The sequence below is a fragment of the Paenibacillus sp. S29 genome, from assembly GCF_049319765.1.
GTDB lineage: Bacteria > Bacillota > Bacilli > Paenibacillales > Paenibacillaceae > Paenibacillus > Paenibacillus polymyxa_B.
Window position 1 is genome coordinate 39588 of sequence record NZ_JBMOUI010000021.1, and the last position, 19518, is coordinate 59105.

A 19518-nucleotide genomic window follows, 5' to 3' on the forward strand; every position below is an offset into this window, starting at 1 on the left:
ATTAAGGAACGACTACGTTTTAACGAAGGGAGGATTCATAAATGGGTCGCAGTCTCAAAAAAGGACCATTCATTGATGGTTACCTGTTGAAAAAAGTAGAGGTTTTGAACGAGTCGGACAAAAAAGTGGTAATCAAAACTTGGTCCCGTCGCTCTACGATTTTCCCACAATTTATCGGACATACGTTTGGTGTATACGATGGTCGTAAACACGTGCCAGTATACGTAACGGAAGATATGGTCGGACACAAATTGGGCGAATTTGCTCCAACACGTACGTACAAAGGCCATACGGATGACGATAAGAAAACAAGAAGATAATCAACACAGCGTAGTGTTTGAGAGGAGGTAAACTCAATGGAAGCAAAAGCACATGCTAAGTCCGTACGGATTTCTGCTCGCAAAGTGAAACTTGTTATCGATTTGATTCGCGGTAAGCAGGTTGGTGAGGCGATCGCAATTCTTCGTCACACTCCAAAGTCCGCTTCTCCAGTCGTTGAGAAATTGTTGAATTCTGCGATTGCAAATGCAGATCACAACTACTCTTTGGACGTAAATAAATTGGTAGTATCTCAGGTTTTTGTAAACCAAGGTCCTACAATGAAACGATTCCGCCCGCGTGCAATGGGTCGTGCAAGTCGCATCAACAAACGCACCAGTCATATTACTCTGGTGGTATCTGAAAAATAAGGAGGGAAAACGTGTGGGCCAAAAGGTAAATCCCGTCGGACTCCGAATCGGTATTATCCGTGATTGGGAATCCAAATGGTATGCAGGCAAAGATTTCGGTGATCTTTTGCTGGAAGACGTTAGAATTCGTGAACATCTGAAAAAAAGATTGAAAGACTCCGCTGTATCCCGTGTTGAAATCGAGAGAGCAGCTAACCGTGTCAACGTAACGATTCACACTGCGAAACCAGGTATGGTTATCGGTAAGGGTGGTTCCGAAGTTGAAAATCTGCGTAATGAAATTACTAAAATCGCAGGCGGTAAAAAGGTACACATCAATATTTCTGAAATTAAAAATCCTGAACTGGATGCAATTCTGGTTGCAGAAAGCATTGCACAACAATTGGAACGTCGTGTTTCTTTCCGTCGTGCTTTGAAACAAGCAATTCAAAGAACTATGCGTTCCGGAGCAAAAGGAATTAAAACTCAAGTAGGCGGACGTCTTGGCGGTGCCGAAATCGCTCGTTCCGAAGGGTACAGCGAAGGAACTGTTCCACTGCATACGCTTCGTGCCGATATTGACTATGGTACAGCGGAAGCTCATACTACTTACGGTCGTCTTGGCGTAAAAGTATGGATCTATCGTGGAGAGGTTCTTCCTCCAGCTAAGAAACAAGCTCCTCAGGAAGGAGGCAACTAATCATGTTGGTACCAAAACGCGTAAAACATCGTAAACAACAACGTGGTCATATGAAGGGTCGTGCAAAAGGCGGCACTACACTGAACTTTGGTGAGTACGGTTTGCAAGCTACTGAACCTGCATGGATTACTAACCGTCAAATCGAAGCTGCTCGTATTGCGATGACTCGTTACATCAAACGTGGTGGTAAGGTTTGGATTAAAATTTTCCCTGACAAACCAATTACTCAGAAGCCTCTTGAGGTTCGTATGGGTAGTGGTAAAGGTAACGTAGAAAAATGGGTTGCAGTAGTGAAACCAGGCAAGATTATGTTCGAACTTGCTGGTGTTCCGGAAGAGATTGCTCGTGAAGCAATGCGTCTTGCCGCTCACAAACTGCCAATCAAAACTAAGTTTGTGAAACGTGAAGAATTGGGTGGTGAAGCAAATGAAGGCTAGTGAATTCCGCAACCTAACCACTGCTGAAATCGAACAAAAGATCTCCGGTTTTAAAGAAGAACTTTTCAACCTTCGTTTTCAACTCGCTACCGGTCAGCTTGATAACCCGACTCGGATCGGCGCTGTGCGTAAGGAAATTGCTCGTGCTAAAACTGTGATCCGTGAAAGAGAACTTGGGATTAGCTAAGATATCAGACCGGGTGGAAAATCCGCCTGTAATTAGGAAGGAGGCCAACAATGAGCGAACGTAATGCCCGTAAAGTATTAGTCGGTAAAGTAGTCAGCGACAAAATGGATAAAACGATTGTGATTGCTGTAGAAACTTACAAAAAACATGATCTCTACCATAAACGCATTAAAGTAACTAAGAAATTCAAAGCTCATGATGAAAACAACACCGCACAAATTGGTGATACTGTTAAAATCATGGAAACTCGCCCTTTGTCCAAAGACAAAAACTGGAGACTGGTCGAAATCGTTGAAAAAGCTGTTATAATCTAATGTAGTGTAGTTTTTCCGAAAGGAGGATAAATAAATGATTCAACCATTTACACGTTTGACTGTAGCTGACAATTCCGGCGCGAAGGAACTGATGTGTATCCGTGTGCTCGGTGGTACGGGACGTCGTACAGCTCAAATTGGTGACCTGATCGTTTGTTCCGTAAAACAAGCAACACCAGGCGGCGTTGTCAAAAAGGGTGATGTAGTAAGAGCGGTTGTTGTTCGTACTAAACGTTCTATCCGCCGTAAAGACGGTTCCTACATCGGATTTGACGAAAACGCAGCAGTGGTCGTTAAAGAAGACAAGAGCCCACGTGGTACTCGTATTTTCGGACCAGTTGCTCGCGAACTTCGTGACAAGGACTTCATGAAAATCGTTTCCTTGGCTCCGGAAGTGATCTAAACTCACCTTAAAATGTGCCCGTAGGAGGTGTACGAAATGCCAAAAGTGAAAAAAGTTCTGGAATCCCATAACAACAAGCTGCACGTCAAAAAAGACGACACTGTTCTGGTGATTACAGGTAAAGATAAAGGTAAAAAAGGTCGCGTTATCGCTGCTTACCCTCGTCAAAACCGTGTGCTTGTGGAAGGTGTTAACATGATTAAAAAACACCAAAAGCCTAATCAGCTGAATCCACAAGGCGGCATCATCGAGAAAGAAGCTCCGATTCACGTTTCCAACGTTATGCACATTGATCCGAAGAGCGGAAAAGTAACCCGTGTTGGTTACAAAGTTTTGGACAACGGAAAAAAAGTGCGCATTGCAAAACGTTCTGGCGAAGTGATCGACTAATTATTTTTTGAAGAAAGGAGGTATATGATTCATGGCTACAACAAGAATGAAAGAACGTTTCTTGAAAGAAATCACTCCTGCTTTGATGCAGAAGTTCAACTATACAACAGTGATGCAAGTGCCTAAAATCGAGAAAGTTGTAATCAACATGGGTGTTGGCGACGCAGTCCAAAACTCCAAAGTGCTTGATTCAGCTCTCAACGACATGCAGCTGATCGCTGGTCAAAAACCAGTAATCACTCGCGCAAAAAAATCTATTGCAGGTTTTAAATTGCGTGAAAACATGCCGATCGGTGTAAAGGTAACACTTCGTGGCGAGCGTATGTATTATTTCTTGGACAAATTGTTCAACATTACTCTTCCTCGCGTACGTGACTTCCATGGTGTATCGACAAAAGCTTTTGACGGACGTGGTAACTACACGCTTGGTCTGAAAGAACAGTTGATCTTCCCGGAAATCGAGTATGATCAAGTTGATAAAGTTCGTGGTATGGACATCGTTATCGTAACGACTGCCAAAACTGACGAAGAGTCCCGTGAGCTTCTGACTCAGCTGGGCATGCCTTTCGCAAAATAATGTTGGCATAACGTTTCGGGCGTCTGATTTTAAAGACACCCTGTTCTCCGAAACTATTTAGGAGGTGTCAGGCTAAGTGGCAAAAACTTCAATGAAAGTCAAACAACAACGCGCACCAAAGTTTAAAGTTCGTGCTTACACTCGTTGCGAGCGTTGTGGTCGTCCACATTCGGTACTGCAAAAGTTTAAGATCTGCAGAATTTGCTTCCGTGAATTAGCTTATAAAGGCCAGATTCCTGGCGTGAAAAAAGCAAGCTGGTAAAAAGTCCTGTTTGGGAAGGAGGTTTATACACAATGACTATGTCTGATCCAATTGCAGATATGCTTACTCGTATTCGTAACGCGAACACAGTTCGTCACGAAACAGTAGAAATGCCTGCATCTACAATGAAAAAACAAATCGCCGACATCCTGAAACGTGAAGGATTCATTCGTGATGCGGAATTTGTTGAAGATAGCAAACAAGGGATCATCCGTATTTTCTTGAAATACGGTGCAAACAACGAGCGTGTTATTACAGGTTTGAAAAGAATCAGTAAACCAGGTCTTCGCGTTTACACGAAGAGCAATGAGATTCCACGCGTACTGGGTGGACTCGGGATCGCAATCATTTCAACATCCAAAGGTATCATGACTGACAAAGAAGCGCGTCAGTCCAAAGCCGGCGGAGAAGTTGTTTGCTACGTTTGGTAAGATAACGTTTAAAAGATAGGAGGTGCAACAGATATGTCCCGTATTGGTCGTAAACCAATCACAGTACCAAGTGGTGTTGACGTGACTTTGAACAACACAGCAATCACAGTTAAAGGTCCTAAAGGAACATTGACTCGTGAGCTTCATAAAGACATGTCCGTTACTGTGGAAAACAATGAAATTAATGTAGTTCGTCCTTCGGACAACAAACTTCACCGCTCTTTGCATGGAACAACCCGCAGCGTTGTCAACAACATGGTAAGTGGTGTAACTGAAGGGTTTTCAAAATCTCTGGAGCTGGTTGGGGTCGGATATCGTGCAAGCAAATCCGGAGATAAAATCGTTCTGAACGTTGGATACTCTCACCCGGTTGAAATCACACCGGAAGCGGGCATCGAATTCGAAGTTCCTTCGAACACTAAAATCATCGTTCGCGGAATTGATAAAGAGCGTGTAGGTGCCTACGCTGCTAAAATTCGTTCCGTTCGTGAACCTGAACCGTACAAAGGTAAAGGGATTAAATACGAAGGCGAGCGCATCATTCGTAAAGAAGGTAAAGCCGGTAAGAAGAAATAAGTTTCTTACCGACTTTGTGCGGTCTTTCTGCTGGAAAGACTTCGTACTTCTTTTTTTACCCAGTGCGTCTTAGTATAAAGTTTTAAAAGGCAAACTGAAGGGAGTGAAAACTTGAGATGATTACAAAACAAGATAAAAATAAAGCACGTGTCAGAAGACATCTGCGTGTACGTAAGAAAATCGAAGGTACGGCTGTACGTCCTCGTTTGAACGTGTTCCGTTCTTCCAAGCATATCTACGCACAACTGATTGATGATGTAGCTGGTGTAACATTGGTATCTGCATCCACTATGGATAAAGAACTGAGCAGCGAAATCAAAAACGGCGGTAGTGTAGAAGCAGCTCGTAAAGTTGGCGAACTCGTTGCTAAACGTGCGAAAGAAAAAGGTCATGCTAACATCGTATTTGACCGTGGTGGATACTTGTATCATGGACGGATTCAAGCTTTGGCTGATGCAGCTCGCGAAGCAGGCCTTGAATTCTAAGACATTTCTCAAAAGGAGGTTAACGACTTGCGTGTAGATCCGAATACTTTGGAACTGACTGAAAGAGTAGTAAATATTAATCGTGTAGCTAAAGTTGTCAAAGGCGGACGCCGTTTCAGCTTCAGTGCTCTGGTAGTAGTGGGCGACGGCAACGGCTGGGTAGGCGCTGGAATCGGTAAAGCTGGCGAAGTACCTGATGCAATTCGCAAAGGTATTGAAGATGCTAAGAAAAACCTGGTTCACGTTCCACTCGTAGGAACAACAATTCCTCACCTTGTTACAGGTAAGTTCGGTGCTGGCCGGGTTCTGTTGAAACCGGCATCGGAAGGTACTGGAGTTATCGCTGGTGGTCCGGTTCGTGCTGTACTGGAACTTGCTGGTGTAGGTGATATCTTGACAAAATCTTTGGGTTCTTCGAATTCCATGAATATGGTCAATGCGACTTTGGAAGGTTTGTCCCGCTTGAAACGCGCTGAAGAAGTTGCAAAATTGCGCGGCAAATCCATCGAAGAGCTGCTGGGCTAAGGAGGGAATATCATGGCGAAATTAGAAATTACCCTCGTTCGTTCGTTGATCGGCCGTCCTGGTAATCAGAGAACGACTGTTAAAACGCTCGGCTTGCGTAAAATCAACCATAAAGTAGTTCAACCCGACAATGCAGCTATTCGCGGGATGATTAATCAAGTTAGCCATTTGGTTTCTGTTAAAGAAATTGAGGCTTAAGAAATAAAGTATTTTAACAATAATCAAGGAGGTGCAACGAACGATGAAGTTACATGAGCTTTCCCCAGCTCCAGGCTCCCGCAAAGAACGTAAACGTTTGGGTCGTGGTCCTAGTAGCGGTACGGGTAAAACTTCTGGTCGTGGTCATAAAGGTCAAAACGCTCGTTCCGGCGGTGGTGTACGTCCGGGCTTCGAGGGTGGTCAAAACCCACTGTATCGTCGCTTGCCTAAACGCGGTTTCGTAAATCCTACTCGTAAAGAGTATGCGGTTTTGAATATCGAAGATTTGAACAGTTTTGCAGCGGGTACAGAAGTAAGCCCTGAGTTTTTGCTGAACAATGGCATTGTGAAAAACGCCAAATCCGGAATTAAAATTCTGGGTAACGGTGAAATCACTGTGAAGTTGACAGTTAAAGCGAACAAGTTCTCTCAATCTGCGGTAGAGAAAATTGAAGCTGCCGGCGGTAAAACCGAGGTGATCTAATGTTCAAGACCCTGAAAAATATATGGCGGGTTGAGGATCTTAGAACCCGAATCCTGTTTACCCTGTTTATACTCTTTGTATATCGTATTGGCTCCTTCGTGCCGGTTCCCGGCGTGAACAAGCAAGTCTTTACTTCTCAGGATCAGGCAGGAAGCGAGTTGTTTGGACTCCTTAACACCTTCTCAGGGGGCGCATTGTATCAGTTTTCGATCTTCGCCCTCGGGATTATGCCATATATTACAGCGTCCATCATTGTACAGTTGCTGTCAATGGACGTGATTCCGAAACTTGCGGAATGGGCTAAACAAGGAGAGCATGGTAAAAAGAAGTTGGCTCAAATTACGCGTTATGGTACGGTAATACTTGGCCTGATTCAAGCATTCGGAACGTCGATTGGCTTTAATCGTCTGTACGGTGCAGCGATGATTCCAGGAGCCACTTTTGCAGATTATCTGGTTATTGCCATTGTGCTTACAGCAGGAACTACGTTCCTTATGTGGCTCGGTGAGCAAATTACTGAAAAGGGAATCGGCAACGGTATCTCTATTGTTATCTTCGCAGGGATTGCGGCGGGTATTCCAAGACATATTCGGACGGTTGTAGAATCTCAGTTTATTCAGGCAGATCAGCTGTTTATGAATATTCTGAAGGCAATTATAATTGCCCTGGTGATTGTTCTGATTATTGTTGGTGTTATCTACATCCAGCAAGGTATTCGGAAAATCCCGGTACAATACGCGAAACGTGTAGTTGGCAACAAAATGTACGGTGGCCAGAATACGCATATTCCGATGAAAATTAATGCGGCAGGCGTTATTCCGGTAATCTTTGCGGTATCATTGCTGCAATTCCCGACAATTATTGCGAGTTTCTGGGCAGATCATGCTTGGGCTAAGTGGATTACCACTTACTTGTACTATGACAAGCCGCTGGGCATGGTTTTGTATGTCGTAATGATTATCGGTTTCACATTCTTCTATACCTTTGTACAGATGAATCCGCAGCAAATGGCCGACAATATGAAGAAGAACGGCGGTTATATTCCGGGAATTCGCCCGGGTAAGGCCACGGAGAAATACTTGACACGAGTAATGTCACGTTTGACAATGACAGGAGCTTTGTTTCTGGCAGTCATATCCGTTTTGCCGGTATTCTTCGGTTCGCTTTCGGGCTTGCCTCGTTCCGTGCAAATTGGCGGTACTTCATTGCTCATCATCATTGGTGTAGCACTGGATACAATGAAGCAAATCGAAAGCCAACTGATCAAACGCCATTACAAAGGCTTCATCAACAAATAGGCAATAGGTACCGGCTTAGGATGTTCGCATGCTTACCGGCACCTTTTGTGCTGTTTCTTGTGTAGGGGTCGTCTTGAGGAGTGACAGATTGTGAATATTTTGATCATGGGCCCTCCGGGGGCTGGTAAAGGTACACAAGCAGATGTCATTGTGAAGGAATTCGGCATTCCTCATATCTCGACAGGTGATGCTTTTCGCCTAGCGATGAAACAGGGAACACCTATTGGCATTAAAGCTAAAGAATATATCGACAAGGGTGAACTTGTTCCGGATGACGTAACAATCGGTATCGTTGAAGAACGGTTACAACAGCCAGATTGCAAGAAAGGGTTCTTGCTGGACGGTTTTCCAAGAACTTTGGCTCAAGCTGAAGCCTTGGATCAAATTTTGGGTCGTTTGAATACGAAGCTAGATGACGTCATCAACTTGAAAGTGGATAGTGACAACTTGTTGGCACGAATCACAGGACGGCGGGTTTGTAAAAGCTGCGGAACTAGCTATCATATTGTCTTTAATCCTCCTAAGGTTGAAGGCATTTGCGATAAAGACGGTGGGGAACTCTATCAGCGTCCTGACGATAATGAAGATAGCGTAAGAACACGACTTGAAGAATATAGTAATAAAACAGCACCACTCCTCACGTTTTATGAGAACCAGAATCTTCTGCGTCATATTGACGGAGAACAGGATATTGATGTGGTTTCCCAAAATATCGTGTCCTTGTTGCGGGGTTAGCTGTAATGATCATTTGCAAGTCGGGGACGGAATCAAGCTTAATGAGGAAAGCTAAGAGAATAGATACGGAGACGGATCATCTCTTGGCAGGACACATCGAGCCCGGTATTACGACCGGTGAACTTGATCATTTAGCTGATCGGTATATTCGCAGTCAGGGAGCTGTGCCGTCTTTTAAAGGTTATAACGGTTTTCCTGCTAGCATTTGCGCTTCAGTCAACGAACAACTGGTGCACGGATTTCCCGGCAAACGCAAGTTAAACAAAGGCGATATCATCGCGAAAACTCGCCAGTTTACAATGTCGCATGCCATTCGGCAATATATTGAGAATCCAAACCGTGGTATTCCTGAGCAGGGGCCGAGGCTGAAAACCGGCATTGGGCTGGCTATTGAATCTATGATTCAGATAGGTTCTCACCATGTAGGGACGCTGGAAGACTACTGGACGGTCGTTACGATGAACGTAACCTCATGTGCTCATAACGAGCAAGCGGTGACGTGCGAAACGGGCGGCATGGACATTTTCACGAAACTGAGTGCGTAGGTGATTGGAATGATTCAGCAAGGAAACCTGCAAATCGGTCAGCTGGTGAAGATTCTGAAGGGCAGAGGTGCCGGACAGATTGCGGTTGTCGTTTCAGTAGCAGATAGCAGGTTTGTATATATTGCGGATGGGGATAAACGAAAGTTTGATCAAGCGAAGAAGAAAAATGTTCTTCATTTGGTGCCTCAGCCAAAGATTAGTAGCGAGATTGTAAACAGTTTAAACGAAAGCGGTCGGGTGACGAACGGAAAGCTGCGCCATGCAGTGAAAACTTTCCTGGACTCGTCCGAATACCAAGCTGAAGAGAAAGGAGACTGACTTTGGCCAAAGAAGATGTCATTGAGGTTGAAGGTACGGTAATCGAGCCACTACCGAACGCTACGTTCAAGGTAGAGCTGGAGAACGGTCATCAAATTCTTGCTCATGTTTCCGGAAAGCTGCGGATGCACTTTATCCGTATTTTGACAGGCGACAAGGTGGTTGTACAGTTATCGCCTTACGATTTAACCAAAGGCCGTATAACGTACCGCAAGTAATTCATGCAGGTTTTTATTAAACGTATGTCATTTAAAAAAACTTGTTTTGCTCGGCAAAACGATGTGAATGTTCACGAAGCGAGTTTTACCAGGGTAAAGCTTGGAGGAGGTAATCAACATGAAGGTAAGACCTTCTGTAAAACCTATTTGCGAAAAATGCAAAGTCATTCGCCGCAAAGGGAATGTAATGGTTATTTGCGAAAATCCGAAACACAAACAAAAACAAGGTTAATAGAAGGGGGTGTAGCGTAAAATGGCTCGTATAGCTGGTGTGGATTTGCCACGTGACAAACGCGTTGAGATCGCCTTGACTTACATTTTCGGAATCGGTAAAACGACTTCTCAGAAAATCTTGAAGGAAACAGGCATCAGTGCAAACACGCGTGTTCGTGATTTGACTGAAGATGAAGTGAGCAAATTACGTGAAACGATCGACAAAGAAGTTAAAGTAGAAGGCGATCTGCGTCGTGAAATTTCCTTGAATATTAAACGTCTGACTGAGATTGGCTGCTACCGTGGTGTTCGTCACCGTCGTGGATTGCCTGTTCGCGGACAACGTACTAAAACTAATGCTCGTACCCGTAAAGGTCCTCGTCGGACTGTAGCGAACAAAAAGAAATAAGAAGGGAGGATAACATTCAATGGCTAAACCGAAAAAAGTTGTACGTACAAAACGCCGTGACCGTAAAAATATCGAGACTGGCGTGGCACACATCCGTTCCACGTTCAACAACACGATCGTTACGATCACAGATCCACACGGTAACGCAATCTCTTGGGCCAGCTCAGGCGGCATGGGATTCCGTGGTTCCCGTAAATCTACTCCATTCGCAGCACAAATGGCCGCAGAAACTGCTGCTAAAGCTGCTATGGAACACGGCATGAAAACTGTCGAAGTCATGGTTAAAGGACCTGGTGCAGGTCGCGAAGCAGCAATTCGCTCTTTGCAAGCTGCTGGTTTGGAAGTTAACCTGATTAAAGACGTAACTCCGGTACCTCATAACGGATGCCGTCCTCCAAAACGTCGTCGCGTCTAATGAGATTTCTCCTCTGCGTGTAGTATAGATCCGGCACAAACTGCCAAGAATGGATGTTTAGGTATACTGCATGATAGACTATGGATAAGGTGAATGTTTCATATAGGAGCGACGTTTTGAAGGAGGGATATTGCAGTGATAGAAATCGAAAAGCCGAAAATTGAGACGGTTGACGTCAATGATGATGGCACCTATGGAAAATTCGTAGTAGAACCGCTGGAACGCGGATACGGTACGACGTTGGGTAACTCGCTTCGCCGTATTCTGTTATCCTCGTTACCGGGGGCAGCAGTCACATCGGTTCAGATCGATGGGGTTCTGCACGAGTTTGCAACGGTTCCCGGTGTGAAGGAAGACGTAACGGAGATCATTCTGAACTTGAAAGCTTTATCGCTTAAAATCCACTCGGATGAAGAGAAAGTACTCGAAATCGATGCGGAAGGCGAAGGAGTTGTAACGGCAGGAGATATCCGTGCGGATAGTGATGTGGAAATTCTTAATCCGGATCTTCACATTGCTACGCTCGGACCGGGTTCGAGACTTCACATGCGTATTTTTGCCAATCGCGGTCGCGGTTACGTTAAGCAGGATCGGAACAAACGTGATGACCAGCCGATCGGCGTCATTCCCGTCGACTCCATCTACACTCCGATTGCACGCGTGAACTACGGCGTAGAAAATACGCGTGTCGGCCAGGTTACGAATTACGACAAGCTGACACTTGAGGTTTGGACTGACGGAAGTATTCGTCCCGAGGAAGCAGTGAGCCTTGGAGCCAAAATTTTGACCGAGCATGTGATGTTGTTCGTGGGTCTCACGGACGAGGCAAAAGATGCTGAAATTATGGTTGAAAAAGAAGAAGACAAGAAAGAAAAAGTTCTTGAAATGACGATCGAAGAGCTGGATCTCTCCGTCCGTTCCTATAACTGCCTTAAGCGCGCTGGTATCAATACGGTACAAGAACTCACGACTAAATCTGAAGAAGATATGATGAAGGTCCGTAACTTGGGTCGCAAATCTTTGGAAGAAGTACAAGAGAAGCTTGAGGAACTTGGTTTAGGACTTCGTACGGAAGAATAGTACAGCAACGTTTTTGTGAAGGAGGGGAAATTACATGGCATACCAAAAATTGGGCCGTAACTCCAGTGCCCGTAAAGCTTTGTTTCGTGATTTGGTAACCGATCTGTTCTTGTATGAGCGTATCCAAACTACTGAGGCTAAAGCGAAAGAAGTTCGTTCTATTGCTGAAAAACTGATCACCAAAGCGAAAAAAGGAGATCTGCACGCACGTCGTCAAGTGGCTGCGTTCGTTCGCCGTGAAACTTTGGATGGTGAGCAGGATGCAATCCAAAAGCTGTTTAGCGAATTGGCTACACGTTACACTGAGCGTCCAGGTGGATACACTCGTATCTTGAAATTGGGACCTCGTCGTGGCGACGCCGCTCCAATGGTATATCTGGAATTGGTTGACCGCGCGTAGACAGGCGAAGATGAGGGAAGGGTGGACAGAATCGGCTTGATTCTGAACAACCCTTTTTTTCTCTTGGAGGAGTCCTTGAGGGGCTTCTCCTTTGTTATGTTCGGTTATTCCTTGTAAGGCCAGAGACTACCCCTATAAAGGTGTGAGAAACATGCGGAACTTGTGCATGAAGGTGAACTATGACGGAACCCACTATGATGGCTTTCAGACGCAGCCTGACGGTAACACCATTCAGGACTGCCTTGAACATGCTATTTACTCATTGACGGGCGAGCGTCTTAAAATTACAGGCTCAGGCCGTACAGATGCAGGTGTACATGCATACGGGCAGGTATTCAATTTTCACACTGAATCGCCGATTCCGTTACAGCGCTGGTGTCTGGCACTTAATGCCTGGTTGCCTCGTGATATCATCGTTACGGATGCGAGAGAGGTGCCACTGTCCTTTCATGCACGCCGCATGGCGAAGCGGAAGACATATCGGTACAGCATTAATGCGAACCGGTTTCCGGACATCTTTCACCGTCGTACACAGGCCCATCATCCAACGAGACTGGATGTAAGAGCGATGGAGGAAGGGTTGGCTCATTTAGTGGGCACCTTTGACTATACTTCGTTCGCATCTCGACGTTCCCAAAAGACGAATCATGTTCGCACTATTTACGAAGCCTATATGACAGTAGACCATTCCTTTTCACGTCCGGGCTCGGATGATCAGGGAATTATCCATACTTATATTACAGGTAGCGGATTTTTACAGCACATGGTTCGGATTATTATGGGTACTTTGCTGGAAGTGGGAGAAGGCAAAAAATCGTCGGATGATATTCCTTCCATTTTGGAGGCGAAAAATCGTTCAAAGGCTGGACCTACGGCCGTTGGACACGCTTTAACGCTCTGGAATGTAGAGTACGACGAAAACATCAAAAAACATTGATTTTACGCTTGCGGAATTGATGGTTATCCTGTAATATAAAAGTTGTGTTTTCTTAATGGCTTTCCCACAGCCCCAATTAAGATAATCACTTTAAATTAACATCTAATCCATCAATAATGCAGCAACTTAACGAACGAAGATAAATGATGATTTCTGTTAACGAACTTAAGGAGGATACTTTTCATGCGTACTACGTATATGGCGAAGCCAAATGAAGTTGAGCGCAACTGGCACATCATTGATGCCGAAGGCAAAACGCTCGGCCGTCTGGCAAGCGAAGCGGCTGCGTTGATTCGCGGCAAACACAAGCCACAATTTACACCACATGTGGACACAGGTGATTTTGTTGTTGTAATCAATGCGGAAAAAATCGTATTGACCGGTAAAAAAATGGAGAACAAGAAATACTACCGTCACTCCCTGCATCCGGGTGGTCTGAAAGTAACGGTTGCACAAGAAATGGTTAAGAACAAGCCTGAGCGCATGTTGGAATTGGCTGTTCACGGTATGCTTCCTAAAACTCGTCAAGGCGAGAAAATGAAGCTGAGACTTAAAGCTTACAGAGGCACTGAGCATCCACATGCAGCACAAAAACCTGAAGTTTACGAACTTCGCGGATAATTAAAAGGGAGGACAGTTTCATGGCACAAGTACAATACTATGGGACAGGTCGTCGTAAACATTCGGTAGCTCGTGTTCGTCTCGTACCGGGTGAAGGACGCATTGTCATCAATAAGCGTGATATTAATGAATATTTTGGTTTGGAAACTCTCAAACTGATCGTAAAACAACCACTGAACCTGACAGAAACAGTTGGTAGCTATGACGTACTCGTTATCGCTCATGGTGGTGGTATCTCTGGTCAAGCCGGCGCAATTCGCCACGGTATTTCCCGTGCTCTGTTGAAAGCAGATCCAGAATTCCGTCCAGCTTTGAAAAAAGCAGGTTTCTTGACTCGTGACCCACGTATGAAAGAACGTAAAAAATACGGTCTCAAAGCCGCTCGTCGTGCACCACAGTTCTCGAAACGTTAATATTTCGAATACAGAAGAACCTTTTCCTTATGGAAAGGGTTCTTTTTTATTTAGTCATTTCCTGATCATTATCCACATGTGGATAAGTAGACCTGCTCTAAAAGTTACAAGCTTCAGCATGTTTCAGCGAATACATAAATAACTGCATGCAAATGCACGGAATACGAAAAGTTATCCAACATGGAATTGAAGATGATATTGTTATACACAAATACAGTTTGCTATTTCAACGCAGTTTATTCTGTAATGTTTATAACCTGTGACTAAAAATATAATGTTCGGTTATTCTATATAGCCTCATCTTAATATTCTCTGCTAAGTGCTGTTTCACGAGGATACTTTGCTTTCACTTGTTTATGTAAAGTCCTCCTTGATATGTTCTGGCTGGCACTGTCTATGCCTCTTGTACAGCTGTTTTGGGCGTAGCTAGGGATACGGCAAGGAATACCTCTTTTTATTTGTGTGCACGGAGCAGAAGGACGGTCCTTAGCCTAGCAGTGTCCGCTTCCTAGGCTACTGCAATTGCAACGCCGATGTACATGTTACTGGTAATAGAAATAGTCTACACAGCAATCGCTCCAAACTATAACTGGGAGCACCATGTATTGTCCGACTGTCTAACCTCATAATATCGCCCCTCATTGATGACAGGCTTTAAATAGGCTTCTAGTAGCGATAAGAGTCTTGCTTGTGTCCAGTGATCAATTCCTCGGGAATTGCCGCTACGAGCGCTTTAGGATTGAATAGAGGTATACTAAGAGTTCAGCGCGCAGTCATTCCTTTTATAATTTTCAGAATGAAGGCATCGCTGACGCCAGAGCTCCAGAATAGTAGAGTGAAACCTAAAGTCATTTTCAATTCCCTCGGTTAGCATCCTTCGATAATCTTAGATTTAGAAACGATGCTTGCTTTCTTCTACAGATGGTTCTTGCTTGATCAAAGCAACCCAAAGCTGTTCAGCATTACCGATGGCTGCCGCGCACTGGGCCTATGGGCCATTTTTCAAATGTTTGGTATAAGAATATTTTATATAAAGTCAATGAACTTGATTGGATACGCAAGAAAGCATTAAAGAATGCTGACAGAGCAACATTCCTGCAAATTTAGGTGGATAAATGCTTGCATCAGGGCATTTTGCGGTGGATTGACAATGATTGTGAAAGTTTTATACTGTATTTAATCTTATTAGTTTAGTCGGTATTGGAGTGACACTTATTTATGAATCTTCATATGGAGGCGCATTGATAATGAATTTATTGGAGAAAGAAGCGTTGATTAGAGTCAAGGCAATTGAACTGGAAGAGGCTACGCCAGAGGAAATTATCCAGTATGCTGTTCTTACATTTCCCAATCTTACCTTTGCTTGTAGCTTCGGAGCAGAAGATGTAGTACTAGTAGATATGCTTCAAAAAATTAGCCCTTCCACCGACATTTTTTACTTGGACACCGACTTTCATTTTCAAGAAACTTATGATACGCGAGATCAGATGAAAGCCAGATATAACTTGGATTTTGTTAGGGTCTCTCCCTTAATTACTCCTGAAGAGCAAGCGGCTGAGCATGGAGAGGAACTGTGGAAAACAGATCCAAACACATGTTGTGGTATACGCAAAGTTGAGCCGCTGACACGTATTTTGTCACAATACGATGCATGGATTACCGGTATTCGCCGGGATCAGGCCCCTACCCGTGCGAATTCAAAAAAGGTAGAGTATGACGAAAAGTTTGGACTCGTTAAATTTAACCCCTTGGCAAGCTGGACATCCGAGGATGTATGGAACTATATCCGTACTCATGAAGTGCTGTATAATCCATTGCATGACCGCAATTATCCCAGTATTGGTTGTGAGCAATGTACCCGTGAGGTCCTACCAGGTGAAGATCCTCGTGCAGGTCGCTGGTCAGGTAATGAGAAAACGGAGTGCGGGCTCCATCAATAAAATGGTATTCAGGTAGCTATGAGTCATATTTATGAAGAGAAGGGAAGTGCATTATGACTGCAATTCTTCCGCATGGCGGAACACTTGTTGATAAAATCATTACAGGACCGAAGCAAAAAGCACTTTTGCAGGCCGCAGAGGAATTGTTTCCAATCCGTGTAAACTCATGGACCATTTCTGATCTGGATTTGATTGGAGTGGGGGCATTCTCTCCTTTGACGGGGTTTATGAATGAATCTGATTATCGGTCAGTGGTAACAGATATGCGTCTTGCCGATGGTACAGTCTGGAGTATTCCCATTACTCTTGCAGTTGCAGAAAGTGTAGCCAGTGAATTGAAATTAGGTCAGCAGGTGGCTTTGGTGGGTGAAACAGATGGTACTATTTATGCTGTACTTGATATTGAAAGTATTTATCAGGTAGATCAGGCTGAGGAAGCCAGACGAGTATTCAAGACGGATGACCCGGCTCATCCTGGCGTAAAAAAACTGTTAGATCGACCTGCTACGTATGTTGGTGGATCTGTGCAAGTGCTGAATCGGCCGGAGCCCACACAATTTAGTGAGTTTTACTATACACCATCACAGACACGCGACTATTTTGCAGAAAAAGGCTGGAAAACAGTAGTCGGATTTCAAACACGAAATCCGGTACACCGGGCACATGAGTACATTCAAAAAAGCGCGATGGAGATTGTGGATGCTTTGTTTCTAAACCCACTCGTTGGTGAAACCAAGTCAGATGACGTTCCGGCAGATGTGCGTATGAAGAGCTATCTGGTGCTGTTGGACAATTATTATCCGGCTGATCGGACTTTTCTGGGGGTATTTCCTGCTGCCATGCGATACGCGGGTCCTAGAGAGGCCATTTTCCATGCTATTGTGCGAAAAAACTATGGCTGCACCCATTTTATTGTTGGAAGGGATCATGCTGGTGTAGGAGACTATTATGGTACCTACGAAGCACAGGAAATTTTCAGGCACTTTACACCTGAAGAGCTGGGGATTACTCCATTGTTCTTTGAACACAGCTTTTATTGCACCCGATGTGGAAATATGGCCTCAAGTAAAACATGCCCACATCCCAAGGAGCATCATTTAACGCTCTCGGGCACCAAGGTACGGGAATTGTTGCGCTCTGGGGTTTGCCCGCCACCTGAATTTACACGACCGGAAGTCGCTCAAGTGCTGATTGAAGGTATGAAAGAATTTGTTCATGCCTGAGTTGTACTATCTACACGCCTCGTCCCATATAGATTATTAGTATCTGTATAGGACGGAGGCGTTTTGTTATGCAAAAAAATAATCGTAAAAACGAGGTTACACTGTGGATTCGCTATCGGACGTTGCAAAAAATGCTGTTGGGCTGTTGTCTCGCCGTTCTATTTATTACACTGGCATTGTATGAGATACCTGCTTCGAGAGCTTGGACCCATTGGAGTTTACCCCTTACTGGTAAAGTAATTGCCTTAGATGCTGGACACGGAGGGCCTGATGGAGGGGCGGTTAGCAAAGAAGGGATTATTGAAAAGGATATTAATCTGGCAATCGCTTTTTATTTGCGGGATTATTTACAGCAAGCAGGTGCTGTTGTTGTCATGACACGTGAGGATGATCGCGACCTGGCGCAGCAAGAAACGAAAGGTTATTCCAGAAGAAAAACGGAGGATTTGAAGCAGCGTGTGCGTATAATTGAGGAGCAGAAAGCAGACCTCTTTCTAAGTATCCATATGAACAGTATTCCGTCGAGCCGTTGGAGTGGAGCCCAAACCTTTTACGTACCTAACCATGCAGATAACGGGAATTTGGCGTCTTTAATTCAGGAAGAGATCAAACGCAACTTGGAAAATACGGACAGAGTGGCTAAGACCGTGAACACAGTTTATTTATTGAAAGCTCTCAAAATGCCATCAGCCCTTGTAGAAGTAGGATTTTTGTCCCATCCTGAGGAAGCTAGACGACTTAGTGACGTGAACTATCAAAGGCAGGTGGCGGCGTCCATATATAAGGGGATTTTGCGTTACAGTGCCGGGGAAAAGGGGATCTCACCAGCACCTGAAGCCAGATAGTGGTATACTGTAAGTGTTTACCACTCCGTAATTCATTAAAGCAGAGGTGCTGATAATTCATGCAATCAAGAGAGCAAGTTATAGAGCTACTTCAACAAGTGCGGGAGCCTCATACAGGACGCCGTCTAGTCGATCTCCATTTTATTCGGGATGTGGTGGTTAAAGAGGATCGGGTATCCTTGACCGCCATTACCCTGAATAGCCAGGAAGAGACGCTGAAAGAGTTGGAACAAGAAATACGGCAGACATTAGAAGAGGCGGGATTAAGTCACGTTCATATTCGTATTCGTGAGGCATCTGAGCATGAAAAGTCTGCCCTTCAAAATGGAGAGGAGGCCGAGGAAGCGGCTGACCCGGTTTTGACCAAAGGACATGCTGTTGGCATGGAAGAACATGAGCTGCTTAGCCCAGCATCTGGCGTACGATTTATTGCCATTGCAAGCGGAAAAGGTGGTGTCGGAAAATCGACAGTAGCTGTAAATTTGGCGGCTGCTTTAGCTAGGCAGGGGAAGCGTGTGGGTTTAATTGATGCAGATATCTATGGATTCAGTGTGCCGGATATGATTGGAGTAGAGGATGTGCCTACTGTCGAAGATGGTATCATTCAGCCAGTGGAGCGATTTGGTATCAAAATCATGTCTATGGGCTTCTTTGTCAGAGAGAACAACCCGGTGATCTGGAGAGGTCCCATGCTGGGGAGAATGCTCAGACAGTTTTTTAGTGATGTCGAATGGGGAAAACTGGACTATATGATTCTCGATTTACCACCAGGCACTGGCGATGTAGCGCTTGACGTACATCAAATGATTCCGCAGAGTGAAGAAATCATTGTCACTACTCCACATGCGACGGCGGCTTTTGTAGCTGCACGTGCAGGCGCAATGGCGCTTCAAACGGATCATAAGATCATCGGCGTTGTGGAGAACATGTCTTATTACGTGTCCTCCACTGGAGAAAAGGACTATGTTTTTGGGCGAGGAGGGGGGGCTATGCTGGCAGACACTCTTCATACAAAACTTCTTGCTCAAATTCCGCTGGGTATTCCAGATAACCATCCGTCAGAGGCCGACTTTTCTCCATCTGTATATAAATCTGAGTCTGCCACGGGGACCATTTACAATGATATTGCTGCTCAGATTACGATTTTGCACACGAAATCTGAATAAAGAAAAAAGGCTGGTTTATTAAACCAGCCTTCAGAGTGTCGAGAAAGTCCAGAGGACTTTTCGACACTTCTATTTTTATATGGGGAGACGCATCTTTTAAAACAA

General features: G+C 44.7%; 33 protein-coding genes. All 33 read left to right on the forward strand.

The features are described 5' to 3' along the window. The first annotated feature begins 41 nt into the window (after positions 1–41). The 33 genes from rpsS (at position 42) to ACL9RM_RS24365 (ending at position 19413) form a co-directional block, all read left to right on the forward strand. The gene (rpsS, locus tag ACL9RM_RS24205; RefSeq protein WP_007432579.1) at positions 42–320 is read left to right on the forward strand and encodes a 30S ribosomal protein S19; all 279 of its coding nucleotides are present in this window, start codon (positions 42–44) and stop codon (positions 318–320) included. 36 nt (positions 321–356) lie between these two features. Beyond that, a complete protein-coding gene (gene rplV / locus ACL9RM_RS24210; RefSeq protein WP_013312157.1) occupies positions 357–689 on the forward strand; it encodes a 50S ribosomal protein L22 in 333 nt (110 codons plus the stop codon). Between the two features lie 13 nt (positions 690–702). Beyond that, entirely contained in the window at positions 703–1368 is a 666-nt protein-coding gene (gene rpsC / locus ACL9RM_RS24215) for a 30S ribosomal protein S3 (protein ID WP_013312156.1), read from the forward strand. A 2-nt stretch (positions 1369–1370) separates the two neighbouring features. Then, positions 1371–1805, forward strand: coding sequence for a 50S ribosomal protein L16 (gene rplP, locus ACL9RM_RS24220; protein ID WP_007432576.1), 435 nt, complete (start codon positions 1371–1373; stop codon positions 1803–1805). Continuing rightward, positions 1795–1992: a 50S ribosomal protein L29 gene (gene rpmC / locus ACL9RM_RS24225; protein WP_007432575.1), complete on the forward strand. Its 198-nt coding sequence runs from the start codon at positions 1795–1797 to the stop codon at positions 1990–1992. The genes rplP and rpmC overlap by 11 nt, the downstream gene beginning before the upstream one ends. A 50-nt stretch (positions 1993–2042) precedes the next feature. Beyond that, positions 2043–2306, forward strand: coding sequence for a 30S ribosomal protein S17 (rpsQ, locus tag ACL9RM_RS24230; RefSeq protein WP_007432574.1), 264 nt, complete (start codon positions 2043–2045; stop codon positions 2304–2306). Between the two features lie 34 nt (positions 2307–2340). Then, positions 2341–2709, forward strand: coding sequence for a 50S ribosomal protein L14 (gene rplN / locus ACL9RM_RS24235; RefSeq protein WP_007432573.1), 369 nt, complete (start codon positions 2341–2343; stop codon positions 2707–2709). Positions 2710–2745: 36 nt separating this feature from the next. Next, entirely contained in the window at positions 2746–3099 is a 354-nt protein-coding gene (gene rplX, locus ACL9RM_RS24240; protein ID WP_013312155.1) for a 50S ribosomal protein L24, read from the forward strand. Between the two features lie 31 nt (positions 3100–3130). After that, on the forward strand, positions 3131–3676 hold the full coding sequence (rplE, locus tag ACL9RM_RS24245; RefSeq protein ID WP_007432571.1) for a 50S ribosomal protein L5: 546 nt from the start codon (positions 3131–3133) through the stop codon (positions 3674–3676). A 76-nt stretch (positions 3677–3752) separates the two neighbouring features. Then, positions 3753–3938: a type Z 30S ribosomal protein S14 gene (locus tag ACL9RM_RS24250; protein WP_010348808.1), complete on the forward strand. Its 186-nt coding sequence runs from the start codon at positions 3753–3755 to the stop codon at positions 3936–3938. A 32-nt stretch (positions 3939–3970) separates the two neighbouring features. Continuing rightward, positions 3971–4369 (forward strand): 30S ribosomal protein S8, encoded by a 399-nt coding sequence (gene rpsH / locus ACL9RM_RS24255; RefSeq protein WP_007432570.1) that lies wholly within the window; start codon positions 3971–3973, stop codon positions 4367–4369. 33 nt (positions 4370–4402) lie between these two features. Further along, the gene (gene rplF, locus ACL9RM_RS24260) at positions 4403–4945 is read left to right on the forward strand and encodes a 50S ribosomal protein L6 (protein WP_013312152.1); all 543 of its coding nucleotides are present in this window, start codon (positions 4403–4405) and stop codon (positions 4943–4945) included. Between the two features lie 116 nt (positions 4946–5061). Next, on the forward strand, positions 5062–5430 hold the full coding sequence (rplR, locus tag ACL9RM_RS24265; protein ID WP_007432568.1) for a 50S ribosomal protein L18: 369 nt from the start codon (positions 5062–5064) through the stop codon (positions 5428–5430). A 27-nt stretch (positions 5431–5457) separates the two neighbouring features. Then, complete coding sequence (gene rpsE, locus ACL9RM_RS24270) at positions 5458–5955, forward strand: 30S ribosomal protein S5 (protein ID WP_013312151.1); 498 nt, start codon at positions 5458–5460, stop codon at positions 5953–5955. Between the two features lie 12 nt (positions 5956–5967). Next, positions 5968–6153: a 50S ribosomal protein L30 gene (gene rpmD / locus ACL9RM_RS24275; RefSeq protein ID WP_013312150.1), complete on the forward strand. Its 186-nt coding sequence runs from the start codon at positions 5968–5970 to the stop codon at positions 6151–6153. A 43-nt stretch (positions 6154–6196) separates the two neighbouring features. Continuing rightward, positions 6197–6637, forward strand: coding sequence for a 50S ribosomal protein L15 (rplO, locus tag ACL9RM_RS24280; protein ID WP_013312149.1), 441 nt, complete (start codon positions 6197–6199; stop codon positions 6635–6637). After that, positions 6637–7935: a preprotein translocase subunit SecY gene (gene secY, locus ACL9RM_RS24285; RefSeq protein ID WP_061831397.1), complete on the forward strand. Its 1299-nt coding sequence runs from the start codon at positions 6637–6639 to the stop codon at positions 7933–7935. The genes rplO and secY overlap by 1 nt, the downstream gene beginning before the upstream one ends. A 90-nt stretch (positions 7936–8025) precedes the next feature. Continuing rightward, a complete protein-coding gene (locus ACL9RM_RS24290; protein WP_061831398.1) occupies positions 8026–8670 on the forward strand; it encodes an adenylate kinase in 645 nt (214 codons plus the stop codon). A gap of 5 nt (positions 8671–8675) precedes the next feature. Next, positions 8676–9215 (forward strand): M24 family metallopeptidase, encoded by a 540-nt coding sequence (locus ACL9RM_RS24295; RefSeq protein ID WP_250266759.1) that lies wholly within the window; start codon positions 8676–8678, stop codon positions 9213–9215. A gap of 9 nt (positions 9216–9224) precedes the next feature. Next, the gene (locus ACL9RM_RS24300) at positions 9225–9533 is read left to right on the forward strand and encodes a KOW domain-containing RNA-binding protein (protein ID WP_013312145.1); all 309 of its coding nucleotides are present in this window, start codon (positions 9225–9227) and stop codon (positions 9531–9533) included. Positions 9534–9535: 2 nt separating this feature from the next. Beyond that, a complete protein-coding gene (gene infA, locus ACL9RM_RS24305) occupies positions 9536–9751 on the forward strand; it encodes a translation initiation factor IF-1 (RefSeq protein WP_006212898.1) in 216 nt (71 codons plus the stop codon). 118 nt (positions 9752–9869) lie between these two features. Further along, positions 9870–9983: a 50S ribosomal protein L36 gene (rpmJ, locus tag ACL9RM_RS24310; RefSeq protein ID WP_003333770.1), complete on the forward strand. Its 114-nt coding sequence runs from the start codon at positions 9870–9872 to the stop codon at positions 9981–9983. A 21-nt stretch (positions 9984–10004) separates the two neighbouring features. Further along, positions 10005–10373: a 30S ribosomal protein S13 gene (gene rpsM, locus ACL9RM_RS24315; RefSeq protein WP_007432560.1), complete on the forward strand. Its 369-nt coding sequence runs from the start codon at positions 10005–10007 to the stop codon at positions 10371–10373. A 19-nt stretch (positions 10374–10392) separates the two neighbouring features. Further along, positions 10393–10788, forward strand: a complete 396-nt coding sequence (rpsK, locus tag ACL9RM_RS24320) for a 30S ribosomal protein S11 (RefSeq protein WP_013312144.1) — start codon at positions 10393–10395, stop codon at positions 10786–10788. A gap of 135 nt (positions 10789–10923) precedes the next feature. After that, positions 10924–11868, forward strand: coding sequence for a DNA-directed RNA polymerase subunit alpha (locus tag ACL9RM_RS24325; RefSeq protein WP_007432558.1), 945 nt, complete (start codon positions 10924–10926; stop codon positions 11866–11868). Between the two features lie 34 nt (positions 11869–11902). After that, positions 11903–12268, forward strand: coding sequence for a 50S ribosomal protein L17 (rplQ, locus tag ACL9RM_RS24330; RefSeq protein ID WP_013312143.1), 366 nt, complete (start codon positions 11903–11905; stop codon positions 12266–12268). Positions 12269–12419: 151 nt separating this feature from the next. Further along, the gene (truA, locus tag ACL9RM_RS24335; RefSeq protein WP_061831400.1) at positions 12420–13205 is read left to right on the forward strand and encodes a tRNA pseudouridine(38-40) synthase TruA; all 786 of its coding nucleotides are present in this window, start codon (positions 12420–12422) and stop codon (positions 13203–13205) included. A gap of 183 nt (positions 13206–13388) precedes the next feature. Next, the gene (rplM, locus tag ACL9RM_RS24340; RefSeq protein ID WP_013312141.1) at positions 13389–13826 is read left to right on the forward strand and encodes a 50S ribosomal protein L13; all 438 of its coding nucleotides are present in this window, start codon (positions 13389–13391) and stop codon (positions 13824–13826) included. Positions 13827–13846: 20 nt separating this feature from the next. Next, a complete protein-coding gene (rpsI, locus tag ACL9RM_RS24345) occupies positions 13847–14239 on the forward strand; it encodes a 30S ribosomal protein S9 (protein ID WP_013312140.1) in 393 nt (130 codons plus the stop codon). 1247 nt (positions 14240–15486) lie between these two features. Further along, entirely contained in the window at positions 15487–16179 is a 693-nt protein-coding gene (locus ACL9RM_RS24350) for a phosphoadenylyl-sulfate reductase (protein ID WP_013312138.1), read from the forward strand. Between the two features lie 53 nt (positions 16180–16232). Next, entirely contained in the window at positions 16233–17402 is a 1170-nt protein-coding gene (gene sat / locus ACL9RM_RS24355; RefSeq protein WP_235306424.1) for a sulfate adenylyltransferase, read from the forward strand. 68 nt (positions 17403–17470) lie between these two features. Next, on the forward strand, positions 17471–18247 hold the full coding sequence (gene cwlD / locus ACL9RM_RS24360) for an N-acetylmuramoyl-L-alanine amidase CwlD (protein WP_061831403.1): 777 nt from the start codon (positions 17471–17473) through the stop codon (positions 18245–18247). A gap of 59 nt (positions 18248–18306) precedes the next feature. Continuing rightward, the gene (locus ACL9RM_RS24365; protein ID WP_250266758.1) at positions 18307–19413 is read left to right on the forward strand and encodes an Mrp/NBP35 family ATP-binding protein; all 1107 of its coding nucleotides are present in this window, start codon (positions 18307–18309) and stop codon (positions 19411–19413) included. Positions 19414–19518: the final 105 nt, after the last annotated feature.